Origin of the sequence: Clostridium sp. D43t1_170807_H7 (assembly GCF_015555905.1) — a bacterium.
Lineage (GTDB): Bacteria > Bacillota > Clostridia > Clostridiales > Clostridiaceae > Clostridium.
Genome location: NZ_JADNLK010000010.1, coordinates 1 through 13,122, shown reverse-complemented (window position 1 = coordinate 13,122; position 13,122 = coordinate 1). Strand labels below are relative to the sequence as shown.

The 13,122-nt window shown below is 29.2% G+C and carries 13 protein-coding genes; all 13 read left to right on the top strand.

All coding sequences use genetic code 11. The annotated features are described in order from the left end of the window. Positions 1-122: 122 nt before the first annotated feature. Positions 123-1,556, top strand: coding sequence for a transcriptional repressor LexA (gene lexA / locus I2E98_RS07915; protein ID WP_243251028.1), 1,434 nt, complete (start codon positions 123-125; stop codon positions 1,554-1,556). A 24-nt stretch (positions 1,557-1,580) separates the two neighbouring features. After that, on the top strand, positions 1,581-2,765 hold the full coding sequence (locus I2E98_RS07910; protein WP_195468409.1) for a pyridoxal phosphate-dependent aminotransferase: 1,185 nt from the start codon (positions 1,581-1,583) through the stop codon (positions 2,763-2,765). 265 nt (positions 2,766-3,030) lie between these two features. Further along, positions 3,031-3,489: a ribosome maturation factor RimP gene (rimP, locus tag I2E98_RS07905; protein WP_195468408.1), complete on the top strand. Its 459-nt coding sequence runs from the start codon at positions 3,031-3,033 to the stop codon at positions 3,487-3,489. Between the two features lie 17 nt (positions 3,490-3,506). Then, on the top strand, positions 3,507-4,565 hold the full coding sequence (gene nusA, locus I2E98_RS07900) for a transcription termination factor NusA (protein ID WP_195468407.1): 1,059 nt from the start codon (positions 3,507-3,509) through the stop codon (positions 4,563-4,565). Between the two features lie 13 nt (positions 4,566-4,578). Continuing rightward, the gene (locus I2E98_RS07895) at positions 4,579-4,845 is read left to right on the top strand and encodes a YlxR family protein (protein WP_133014148.1); all 267 of its coding nucleotides are present in this window, start codon (positions 4,579-4,581) and stop codon (positions 4,843-4,845) included. Next, positions 4,838-5,152: a ribosomal L7Ae/L30e/S12e/Gadd45 family protein gene (locus I2E98_RS07890; RefSeq protein WP_195468406.1), complete on the top strand. Its 315-nt coding sequence runs from the start codon at positions 4,838-4,840 to the stop codon at positions 5,150-5,152. The genes I2E98_RS07895 and I2E98_RS07890 overlap by 8 nt, the downstream gene beginning before the upstream one ends. Positions 5,153-5,167: 15 nt before the next feature. Continuing rightward, entirely contained in the window at positions 5,168-7,228 is a 2,061-nt protein-coding gene (infB, locus tag I2E98_RS07885) for a translation initiation factor IF-2 (RefSeq protein ID WP_195468405.1), read from the top strand. Between the two features lie 12 nt (positions 7,229-7,240). Further along, positions 7,241-7,591, top strand: coding sequence for a 30S ribosome-binding factor RbfA (gene rbfA / locus I2E98_RS07880; protein ID WP_195468404.1), 351 nt, complete (start codon positions 7,241-7,243; stop codon positions 7,589-7,591). A gap of 1 nt (position 7,592) precedes the next feature. Then, entirely contained in the window at positions 7,593-8,564 is a 972-nt protein-coding gene (locus I2E98_RS07875) for a bifunctional oligoribonuclease/PAP phosphatase NrnA (protein WP_195468403.1), read from the top strand. A gap of 3 nt (positions 8,565-8,567) precedes the next feature. Then, entirely contained in the window at positions 8,568-9,446 is an 879-nt protein-coding gene (gene truB / locus I2E98_RS07870; RefSeq protein ID WP_195468402.1) for a tRNA pseudouridine(55) synthase TruB, read from the top strand. Positions 9,447-9,457: 11 nt separating this feature from the next. Beyond that, positions 9,458-10,396 carry a bifunctional riboflavin kinase/FAD synthetase gene (locus tag I2E98_RS07865; protein WP_195468401.1) on the top strand — a complete coding sequence of 313 codons (939 nt, stop codon included), beginning with the start codon at positions 9,458-9,460 and terminating at the stop codon, positions 10,394-10,396. Between the two features lie 165 nt (positions 10,397-10,561). Then, positions 10,562-10,825 carry a 30S ribosomal protein S15 gene (rpsO, locus tag I2E98_RS07860; RefSeq protein WP_133014141.1) on the top strand — a complete coding sequence of 88 codons (264 nt, stop codon included), beginning with the start codon at positions 10,562-10,564 and terminating at the stop codon, positions 10,823-10,825. Positions 10,826-10,909: 84 nt separating this feature from the next. Next, positions 10,910-13,009, top strand: a complete 2,100-nt coding sequence (locus I2E98_RS07855) for a polyribonucleotide nucleotidyltransferase (protein ID WP_195468400.1) — start codon at positions 10,910-10,912, stop codon at positions 13,007-13,009. Positions 13,010-13,122 lie beyond the last annotated feature (113 nt).

Here is a 13,122-nt window from a genome sequence, read left to right as displayed (position 1 = left end):
ATGAGTACACCATAGCGTAAGTTTAACTAACCAAATTAAAATTTGGAGTTTCAGTTAACTTAAATTAACTAAAATTAAAATTTAGAATCTCGCTTATGAGAAGTATGATGGTAGGTATAAATATGAAATTAACAAAAAATCAAAATAGATTCATAAATAATAAAAATATGGGTTTTTCATTGATGAAAGGAAAATCATTAACAGGAAAGACAGTAGCAGCTTTGCATAGGGTTATAAATTTAGAAAACAATTATTGTATATATAATGAGGATAAGATTTTATATTTATCTTCAAATAGTGAAAAGTTAGAAAATAGTAAAAGTTTATATAAAGAAAAAAGTAAAGTAAGTGATTTTTATTCGCTATTTACTATAGATAAGTCAAGAGTTGAGTTTAACTTAATAAATGTATTAATAAAAGATTTTTCTGGAAGATACATGAAAGAAAATAAACTGAATTTAAAAGCTATTTCTTTTGAAGAAGCATATAAGTTTATAAAAACAAAAGAATTTCATAATGAATTATTATTTTTAGCAAAAAAATCTAAAGTTATTAATAAGATTAAAACTGAAGACTTGTATGATGAAATTATGTGGATAAAGGCATGTAATTTTACAAGAGAAGAATATAGTGAAGTTGAAAGAAAAGGTAGAAAATATCGATTAATAAAAAATTCATATAGTAGAGATTCTATATATACCCTTAAGGAATTATATACTTCTATATTAAGAGCTAATGGATATTACGATTCTTATGATAAAGTATCATTTGCAATAAAATGTGGACAAGACTATAAAGAAAAATACACACACATAATTTTAGATGAGGTAGAGGCACTAACTAAAGGTGAAATTGAATTTGTAAAAAGTATATATTCTAATAATGCACATTCATCATTTGTTTTTATTTTAAATAACGAATTTTATAATAATAAAATGTGTTGGTTAGTAAAAGGTAGAAGGTTAAAAACACTTGGAGCTGATTTTAAAGGAAGAAGTTTTTCTTTTAAGAAGGAATTTAAAGAAGAGAAAAATAAAGAAAAAAACTATATGGAAAAGTTCCAATATGTGAACTTGAAATATAAAAATATAGTTGAATTTAATATGGATAGTTCTTCCACTGTGAAAGAGATTTATTTAGATGATAATACTATATTTAATGAAGAGGAATTAGTTGAAGTTGATGTATATAGTAATATAGCAGCAGGTAATCCTATCGAAATTAATGATGAGGTAGAAGAAAAATTTAATTTACCTAAGAGTTGGTTAGAAAGAGGAAAAGAGACTTTCATATTACATGTTAAAGGTGATAGTATGATTGAGAAAAATATAAATGATGGAGATTTAGTTGTTATTAAGAGACAAAATACTGCATTGAATAATGATATTGTTGCTGCTAGTTTAGATGGAGAAGCAACTTTAAAAACTTTAAAATTAAATGGTAAAGAGCCTATGTTAGTTCCAGCAAACCCTAAATATAGTGAGATATATTTAGAAGGAAAGGAAGTAAGTATATTAGGTGTAGCTATTGGGGTAATAAAAAATAAATTTAATTAATTATTAAGATAAGGGGGCTAGAAAATGATTTCAAGCAAAATGAGAACTATGGTTTCAAATAGTTCTACTATTAGAGCGATGTTTGAAGAAGGAAAGAGATTATCAAGTATATATGGGGAAGAAAATGTTTTTGATTTTAGTATAGGTAACCCTAATGTAGAACCACCAGAAGAGATTAAAGAGATAATAAATAAAATTCTTAATGAGGAAAAGCCTAATTTTATTCATGGATATATGAATAATTCGGGATATGAAGATGTTAGAGAAGCTATAGCTAATCATTTAGGAAAAGAATATAATCTTGAATTAAAATGTGAAAATATAGTTATGACTTGTGGTGCTGCTGGAGGGTTAAATGTAATTTTAAAAAGCATTTTAGATCCAGAGGATGAGGTTATTGTTTTTGCACCTTTCTTTGGGGAATATGTTAATTATGTTAAGAATTTTGATGGTATAGTAACTGTTGTATCAGCAAACACAAATAGTTTTCAATTAAACTTAGAAGAGTTAAAAAAGAAAATATCAAATAAGACTAAAGCTATAATTATTAATTCTCCTAATAATCCAAGTGGAGTTATATATAGTGAAGAGACAATAAGAGAATTGTCGGCTATATTAAGGGAAAAGGAATTAGAATTTAATAAAGATATTTATTTAATTTCAGATGAACCATATAGAGAAATTATATATGATAATATTAAAGTACCTTGTATATTGAATTATTATAATAATTCATTTATAGGATATTCATATAGTAAGTCATTATCAGTACCAGGTGAAAGAATAGGTTATATTGTAATTAATCCTAAGATGAATACTTTTGAAGATGTAACAGCAGCTTTAAATATAGCAAATAGGATTCTAGGATTCGTTAATGCACCTTCACTTTTCCAAAGAGTAATAAAAGAAAGTTTAAAATTAGAAGTTGATGTTAATATTTATAAGAAAAATAGAGATTTATTATATAATCACTTAATTTCTATAGGATTTGAATGTCTAAAACCAGATGGAGCATTTTATCTTTTCCCAAAATCACCAATAGAAGATGATGTTAAGTTTTGTGAAGATGCTAAAAAGTTTAATATATTAGCAGTACCAGGAAAAACTTTTGGATGCCCAGGATATTTTAGATTATCTTATTGTATATCTTATGATAAGATTGAAAAATCTCTAAAAGCTTTTGATGAGCTTATAAAGTTATATAAATAATATAACTAAAGAGTATTATATTGAATAAAAAAATACAAATTAGGGCAAGTTTAAAATGGGGAACTTAAATGTTGCTATAGCCCCTTGTATTTATTAGTAAAGTATGATAAGATATATTAAGAAGTAATTTACTAATAGCTAGAAAATGAAGAGTGGGGCTTGTTCCCGCTCTTTCTATTTGAACGCAACTACTTTTTTAGTTGCGTTTTTACATATCTATTTTTTAAATTACCTAAAAAACTGAATATTGCAAAGGAGGATAATTATGAAGAATGATGCCTTAGTGACTCAAATTTATGAAATGGTTAAACCCATAGCAGATGAACTTAACTATGAAATATATCATGTTGAATATGTTAAGGAAAATGGAGAATATTATTTAAGAATATATATAGAAAAAGAAGGCGGCATCACTTTAAGTGATTGTGAAGCTCTTTCAAGAAGAGTAAGTGATCTTATGGATGAAAAAGATCCTATACCAGAAGCTTATTTCTTAGAAGTTTCATCACCAGGTTTAAATAGAACATTATTTACTGAAGCTCACTATAAGAGATTTGTAGGTAGAGAAGTAATGGTTAAGCTTGCAAAAGCTATCGATGGAAAGAAAAGTGTTAAAGGTATTTTAAAAGAAGTTAATGAAGAAAATATAATAGTTGAAGCAGACACTTTAATAAGCATACCAAAAGAAAAAATTAAAAGTGCAAATATTGAAGGGGAAATATAGTAAGGAGGGTATTTAAGATGAACCAAGAGTTTATAGGTGCTCTTAAAGAAATAGTAAAAGATAAAGGTATTAGTGAAGATTTATTATTTACAACAATTGAGGATGCGTTAGTTGCAGCATATAAGAAAAATTATGCTGGTCCAACATCTTCAGCACAAAATGTAAAAGTAACAATTGATAGAGAAAGTGGAGAAATACATGTTTATTCTCAAAAGATTGTTGTTGAAGAAGTTTTTGATAATGTTACTGAAATAGGATTAGAAGAAGCTCAAGAAATAAAACCTACATATGATTTAGATGATGTGGTAGATTTTGAAGTTACTCCAAAGAATTTTGGAAGAGTTGCAGCACAGCTTGCAAAGGGAGTAGTAACTCAAAGAATAAGAGAAGCTGAAAGAAGTATCATATATAATGAGTATAAAGAAAAAGAATATGATATTATAACTGGAACAGTTTTAAGAGAAGATAAAGGTAATGTTTTTGTTAATATTGGAAAGCTTGAAACAGCAATTGGACCAAATGAACAAATTCCAAGAGAAAAGTATAAATTTAATGAAAAAATTAAATTATATGTTGTAGAAGTTAAAAATACTTCTAAAGGTGCTCAAATAATAGTATCTAGAACACATCCTGGATTAGTAAAAAGATTATTTGAACTAGAAGTTCCAGAAATATATGAAGGTGTTGTTGAAATAAAGAGCATCTCAAGAGAAGCTGGATCAAGAAGTAAAATTGCAGTAGTATCTCATGATGAAAATGTTGATCCTATGGGAGCTTGTGTTGGTCCTAAGGGAGCAAGAGTTCAAAATATCGTAAATGAACTTAAAGGTGAAAAGATTGATATAATCAAATGGAGTAAAAACCCAGAAGAATTTATAGCAAGTTCTTTAAGTCCAGCAAAAGTTCTAAGTGTAACAGTTGATGAAGATTCTAAATCTGCTAAAGTTATTGTTGATGATAATCAATTATCACTTGCTATTGGTAAGGAAGGTCAAAACGTAAGATTAGCAGCAAAATTAACTAATTGGAAGATAGATATAAAGAGTAAGTCACAAGCAGAAGCTATAGAGGAATAAGGGGGATTTTTTTATGAAAGTAAAGAAAATACCTTTAAGAATGTGCACAGGTTGCATGGAAATGAAGCCTAAGAAGGAGCTTATTAGAGTTGTAAAAAGCCAAGAGGGTGAAGTTTCTGTTGATTTAACAGGAAAAAAAGCAGGAAGAGGCGCTTATATTTGCAAAAGTATTGAGTGCTTAGAAAAAGCATTTAAAGCAAAAAGATTAAGTAGAAACCTTGATGTTGCAATAGATGAAGAAATATACAACAGATTAAGGGAAGAGATAGTTAATGAATAAGTTTTTTAATTTTTTAGGTCTTGCTAAAAGATCAGGGAATTTAATAGAAGGGTATAGCAAATGTGATGAACAACGTAACAGACGTAGTTTTTATCTTGTAATACTAAGTGATGATGCTTCTAATAGTACAAAAAAGAAGTTCAGAAATCACTGTGCTGAAAAGGGAATTCCTCTTATAGAAGGCTTTTCTAAAGAACAACTAGGTAACCCAATTGGAAGAGAGGAACTAAAAGTTTTAGCTGTAGTGGATAAAAACATGGCTGAAAAGTTAATATCCTTGTACCAAAATGAAGAAGGAAGAAATTAACCGGGGGTGATTTTATTGTCAAAGATTAGAGTATATGAATTGGCAAAAGAGCTTAACGTTAGCTCAAAAGATTTAATAAATTTATTAATGGAAGAATTTGGTGTTGAAGTTAAAAATCATATGAGTGTAATAGAAGATGAAGATGCAACACTAATAAAAGAACTATTAGGTGACACTAGTAATAGTGAAGGCAAGAAAAGTTTAGTTGATGAATATGAAGAAGAACTTGCTGAGTCACTTAATAAAGGTGTAAGAAAAAAGAAAAAGACTAAAAAAGAGTTAGAGCAAGAAGAAGTTGAAAGAAATGCTGAAGCTGCATGTGGAGTAATTGAAATTGGTGAAACAATAACAGTTAAAGAATTATGTGAAAAGCTTGGTAAGCCAACAAATGATGTTATTAAGAATTTAATATTCTTAGGTGTAATGGCTGGTGTTAACCAAGAAATAGACTTCTCTACTGCTGAAAAACTTTGTGAAAAATACGAAGTTTTAGTTGAAAAGAAAGAAGAAGGAACAGAATTAGAAGCATTTGAAGAAGAAACTGATGTTGTTGAAGAAAACTTAGTTAAGAGACCTCCAATAGTAACAATTATGGGGCATGTTGACCATGGTAAGACATCACTTTTAGATGCTATAAGACATGCAAAAGTTACTGCTAGTGAAGCTGGTGGAATAACTCAACATATAGGTGCTTATACAGTTTCTTTAAATGGAGAAAAGATTACATTCTTAGATACTCCAGGACATGAAGCTTTCACTGCAATGAGAGCTAGAGGAGCACAAGTTACTGATATAGTTATATTAGTTGTTGCTGCAGATGATGGTATAATGCCACAAACAAAGGAAGCAATTAACCACTGTAAAGCAGCAGAGGTTCCTATGATCGTTGCAATAAATAAAATTGATAGACCAGGTGCAAATGTTGATAGAGTTAAACAAGAATTAACTGAGCATGGATTAGTTTCAGAAGACTGGGGTGGAGATACTATTTGTGTTCCAGTTTCAGCTAAGACTGGTGAAAATTTAGAAAGTTTATTAGAAATGGTTCTATTAACAGCTGAAATGCAAGAGTTACAAGCAGATCCAAATAGAAAAGCTAAGGGTACTGTAATTGAAGCTAAATTAGATAAGGGTAGAGGAGCTGTTGCATCACTACTTATTCAAAATGGTACTTTAAATGTAGGTGATTCTATCTTAGTTGGTTCTACTTACGGTAGAATAAGAGCTATGTTTGATGATAGAGGAAAGAAAATAAAGAGTGCTGGACCATCTATTCCAGTTGAAATATTAGGGCTTTCTGAAGTGCCAGCTGCTGGTGATAGATTTATAGTTTGTAAAGATGAAAAGACTGCAAGAAATATGGCTGAAGTTAGAAAGCAAAAGATTAAAGCTGATAGTCACCAAGCTTCTAATAGAGTATCTTTAGAAGATTTATACAGTCAAATCCAAGAAGGAAAGGTTAAAGAATTAGCTATAGTTGTTAAAGCGGACGTTCAAGGTTCTGTTGAAGCAATAAGACAATCTTTAGAGAAATTATCTACTGATGATGTTAAGGTTAGAGTAATACATGGTGCTGTTGGTGCTATAACAGAAACAGACGTTACACTTGCTGCAGCTTCAAATGCTTTAGTTATTGGATTTAACGTAAGACCAGATTCAAATGCAACAGTTCAATCAGAAAAAGAAAACATTGAAATAAAAACATATAGAATAATATATGATGCAATTGAAGATGTTAAATCTGCTATGATTGGTATGCTTGAACCAGAATATAAAGAAGTTATAAATGGTAAAGCAGAAGTAAGAATGACATATAAGATTTCAAATGTAGGAACTATAGCAGGTTGTTATGTTATAGATGGTAAAATTGTAAGAAATTCTGAAGTTAGAGTAATTAGAGATGGTATCGTAATATTCGAATCAACATTAGCTTCATTAAAGAGATTCAAAGATGATGCTAAAGAAGTAGCTAAAGGATATGAATGTGGTTTAAGTGTTGAAAAGTTCAACGATCTTAAAGAAGGCGATATTATAGAATCATTTACAATGGAAGCTATTAAAAGAAAAGAGCTTTAAGAGGTGTTTTAAATGGCTAACTATAGAGGCGGAAGAATAAACGAAGAAGTAAAAAGAGAAATTAGTAATATAATAAGAAATGAAATAAAGGATCCAAGACTTACTGCCATGGTATCAGTTACTGATGTAAAAGTAACTAAAGATTTAAGATATGCAAAGGTATTTGTAAGTATATTTGGAAAAGATGATGAAGAAAAGAACAATACATTTATTGCTCTAAAAAATGCTAGTGGATATATTAGAAAAGAAATAGGTCAAAGAATTAATTTAAGATACAATCCTCAAATAATATTTGAAATTGATGATTCAATCAATTATGGAATGCATATTGAAGAATTAATTCAAAAGGTAAAAGAAAAGTAATATGACATTAAGTCAAATTGCAAAGTTTATATTAGAAAGTAAAAAAATAGGCATTACCTACCATGTATCACCTGATGGTGATGCAGTAGGTAGTGTTCTTGCACTTTTTAACGCTTTAAAGAGTTTAAACAAGGATTGTTACATAATATCAAAAGATACTTTATCAGAAAATTTAAAGTTTTTAAAAGGATCAGATGAAATTACAGGAGAAATTACAGAGCCTGTAGACGAAACAGATATTGTAGTAGTGCTTGATTGTGGAAATTTAGAGAGAGTAAGTGCAAATTTAAAAGAGTTCACTGGCACAATAGTAAATATAGATCATCATCTTTCAAATGATAAATACGGTGATGTTAATTATATAGATTCAAATGCAGCTGCAACAGCAGAAATAGTATTTGAACTGTTAAATTTAATGGGAATAAGTTTTGAAAAAGAAAATAGCGTTATAAAAGATATAGGAACTTGTATGTATACTTCAATAGTAACGGATACAGGTGCATATAGACATTCTAACGTAACAGAAAGAACACATAAGATATCTGCAACATTGAAGAAAATAGGTGTAGATAATACTTTTATTTATCAAAGTCTTTTTGATAATAAGGATTTTAGCAGAATAAAGCTAATTGGAAAAGCATTGAGTAATATGCAACTTATTTTAAATGGAAAAGTTGCTTTATTAGAAATAGATAAAAATTTTACAGCAGATTTAGGAATTGATATAGGAGATACATCAGATATAATTTCTTATGGACTTCAAATTAAAGGTGTTGAAGTAACATTATTATTAAAAGAAGTTGAAGATGGTGTTAAAGCTAGCTTAAGAGCTAAGAGTTATGTTGATGTAAGAAAAATAGCAGAAGTTTTTGGTGGCGGTGGTCATATAAGAGCTTCTGGTATAAAAATTAAAAATATGTCAATGGAAGAAGCTAAATACGAAATATTAAATGAAATACAGAAAGAGTTGTAAGATATGAATGGTATTTTAAATATCTTTAAACCAAAAGGAATGTCATCTTTTGATGTTGTTAGAGTAGTAAAAAAAGTAGCTAAAACAGGAAAGGTTGGACATACTGGAACATTAGATCCAGAAGCCACAGGAGTATTGCCCGTATGCATTGGGAGAGCAACTAAAATAATAGATTATATCATGGATTCAGAGAAGGTATATGAAGTTACTTTTAAGTTGGGAATTAGGACAACTACTTATGATTTAGAGGGAGAAATTTTAGAAGAGAAGGACACTTCTAATTTAAGGAATGAAGATATATTAGATGTAATTAGAGAGTTTATAGGAGAATATTCTCAAGTTCCACCTATGTATTCTGCTTTAAAGCAAAATGGAGTTAGACTTTATGAGTTAGCTAGAAAAGGGATAGAAGTAGAAAGAGAAGGTAGATTAATAAAAATCTATAATATTGAAGATATTAAAATAAATAACCCTTATGTTTCTATGAAAGTTACATGTTCTAAAGGTACTTATATAAGAAGTCTATGTTATGATATAGGAGAAAAGCTAGGAGTTTTTGGAACTATGACAGAACTAAATAGATCAAAAACTTCTGTATTTTCACAAGAAAAGTCAATTAATATTAATGATTTAACAGAAGGAAATATAGGTAACTATATCGTAACAATGGAAGAAGCATTAAGCAAATATGAAGCAATTACAGTCCATGGAAAGTATGTAAAACTTCTTATAAATGGAGTAAGAGTTGCTGATAATAGATTTACTAAAGATAAGATTATTAATAATAGATTATATAGAGTGTATGATGAAAATAATAATTTTATAGGCCTAGGTGAAAGAAATAATGCTGGCTTTAAAATAGAGAAGTTACTAATCACATAGGAGAAAAAATAATGCTAATATATGATAACAAGGCTTTTGATGAAGAAAGTAGAAATAATTATATAGCTCTTGGTAGCTTTGATGGATTGCATTTAGGACACTTGTCATTAGTGAGAAAAGTTAAAAATTTAGCGGCGAAAAATGGTGGTAAATCAGTTGTTTTTACTTTTAAAAATCATCCTAGAACATTTATAAATATTAATAACAAAATAGAATTGATTATGACTAACGAAGAAAAGATTGAAGTTTTACAAAAAGAAGGTATAGATATACTGGCATTTAAAGATTTTGATGAAAAAATAATGAAAATGATGCCAGATGACTTTATTAAATGGTTATGTAAAACTTACAATGTAAAAGGAATTGTCGTAGGATTTAATTTTAAATTTGGTTATAAAAATTTAGGTGATATTGAGCTTTTAAAAAAGTTCGAGGAAGAATATAAGTATAAATTATATGTAATGGAACCTTGTAAAATTCAAGGTGAAATAATAAGTTCTACAACAATTAGGAAAGAGTTAATAGAAGGAAATGTAAGAAAAGCATTTAATATGTTATCTAGACCATATATGCTTTCTGGAAAAGTAATAGATGGTAAAAAGCTAGGAAGAACTATAGGTTTTCCAACTGCCAATTTAGAGATTGATAAAGAAAAAGTTATTCCTAAAAAAGGGGTTTACTATACTAATGTAAAAATTAATGAAAAAATTTTTAAAGGAATTACTTCTGTAGGGAATAATCCTACTGTAGATGGGCAAGAATTAACTGTAGAAACCTATATATTAGATTTTAGTAATGATATATATGGAAAAGAAATTAATATTTATTTTATTGATAGAATAAGAGATGAAATAAAATTTAATAATCTTAATGAATTGATTGAACAATTAAAAAAAGATAAAAAATTTGCAGAGAAAAGTAGTGAAGTCATAGGTCAAAATAATATATAATTTTTTATTATTAGATGATAAAATCTAAAAAAATTTAAAATTATAAATTATGTTTACAAGATAGACTTACTTTGCTATAATATTTCATGAAGAACCTACTTCTAAGATTTGAGGGTGATTTCTCTTTTCCTGGAAATAGGGGATAAATTAATTGGAGGTGTCATTATGGACGCAATAAGAAAGCAAGAATTAATCAAACAATACGGAAGACACGAAGGAGACACTGGTTCACCAGAAGTTCAAATCGCTCTTTTAACTGAAAGAATCAACTCATTAACTGGACACTTAAAAGTTCACAAAAAAGACCACCACTCAAGAAGAGGGCTTTTAATGATGGTTGGACAAAGAAGAGGTCTTTTAAATTACTTAGCTGAACAAGATATCGAAAGATACAGAGCTATAATAGCACAATTAGGCTTAAGAAGATAGTCTTTATAGAGCGGGTTTTATCCGCTCTATTATTTTAAAAAAATTAAATTAGTAGAACCGTAAAACCTGAAGGGAGGTTATTAAATGACTAATATACTAGAAAGAAATATAGCTGGTAGAAATATGAAGGTTGAGTTTGGTAGAGTTGGAATGTTATCAAATGCAGCTATTTTTATGAGCTATGGAGATACAGTAATATTAACAAATGTTAATGCTTCAGAAAAACCAAGAGAAGGAATAGATTTCTTCCCATTAAGTGTTGAATATGAAGAAAGATTATACGCAGTTGGTAAAATACCAGGTGGATTTATAAAAAGAGAAGGTAGACCTTCAGAAAATGCAATTCTTTTCGGAAGAGCTGTAGATAGACCATTAAGACCATTATTCCCTAAGGGATATAGAAATGATGTTCAAGTGGTTTGTACAGTTGTATCTGTAGAACAAGATAACTTACCAGAAATTCTAGCAATTAATGCAGCATCAATGGCATTATCTCTATCAAGTATTCCTTTTACAACTCCAGTTGCAGCAGTGCAAGTTGGATTAATCGATGGAAATTTTGTTTTAAACCCTACTTCAAAAGAAAGAGAAGAAAGTATTCTTCAATTAACTGTTTGTGCAACTAAAGAAAGAGTTATGATGATTGAAGCTGGTGGAAATGAAATACCAGAAGATACAATGATTAAAGCAATTGAATATGGTTTTGAAAAGTGTCAGGATATAGTTGCATTCCAAGAAGAAGCAATGGCTAAGTTCGGAAAAGAAAAGGATGAACCTGTTCTTTATAAACCAGATGCAGAACTTACAAAGGATATTCAAGAGTTCGCTGGTGAAATGATCAAAGAAGCTATGTGGATTACTGATAAAGATGAAAGAAATGCAGCAATGGATGCAGTAAACGATAAAATAACTGAAGAATTTGCAGAGAAGTACCCAGATACATTTGCAGATTCTAAAGAAATAGTTTATAACATGCAAAAAGAAGTAGTTAGAGATATGCTTTTAAACCATTCTAGAAGACCAGATGGAAGAGCTTTTGACGAAATAAGAAAGATTTCATGTGAAGTAGATTTACTTCCAAGAACTCATGGAACAGGTTTATTTACAAGAGGATTAACTCAAGTTATGACTGTAGCTACTTTAGGAGCTGTTGGAGACATTCAAATTATAGATGGTATAGGTGAAACAGAATCTAAGAGATATATGCATCACTATAACTTCCCTGCTTACTCTGTTGGTGAAGTTAAACCATTAAGAGGTCCAGGTAGAAGAGAAATAGGTCATGGAGCTTTAGCAGAAAGAGCTTTAGAACCACTTATTCCTTCAGAAGAAGAATTCCCATATACAATTAGATTAGTTTCAGAAGTATTAAGCTCAAATGGTTCGACTTCTCAAGCTTCTGTTTGTGGATCTACATTAGCATTATTAGATGCAGGTGTTCCAATTAAGAGACCAGCAGCAGGTATTGCAATGGGTCTTATAACATCAGAAGATTTAAGCGAAGAAGAAGTTTTAACTGATATACAAGGAATCGAAGATTTCTTTGGAGATATGGACTTTAAAGTAGCTGGTACAACTGAAGGTATAACTTCAATTCAAGTTGATACTAAGATTAAGGGATTAAGCTTTAATGTAATTGAAAAAGCAATTAAAAATGCAAGAAAAGCTAGATTACACATTTTAGATAAAATTAACGAGTGTATACCAGCACCAAAATCAGAAGTATCTAAATTTGCACCAAAAACATCAACTATTTCTATCGATCCAGAAAAGATAAGAGATGTTATTGGAGCAGGTGGTAAAGTTATTAATAAGATAATAGCTGATACAGGTGTTAAGATTGATATTAAAGAAGATGGTACAGTATTTGTTTCTTCACCAGATCATGATGGAGTAAATGAAGCTATTAGAATTATTGAAGGATTAACTAAGGAAGTTCAAGCAGGTGAAGTTTACTTAGGAAAGGTAACTAAAATAGCTGCATTTGGTGCATTTATTGAAATCTTACCTAATAAAGAAGGACTTTGTCATATTTCTAAATTAGATAAGAAGAGAGTAGAAAAGGTTGAGGATGTTGTATCTGTTGGAGATGAAATTTTAGTTAAAGTAACTGAAATAGACTCTCAAGGAAGAATTAACCTTTCAAGAAAAGATGCTCTTCCACAAGATGAAGTAACTGAATAATAAAAATGTTAAAAGAGAATTTAAAATAATTCTCTTTTTTTTAATGTATAGGAAAGTATAAAAATTTCAATGGCTGAAAGTTAGATAAAATCTAGCTTTCAGCCATTTTTTGT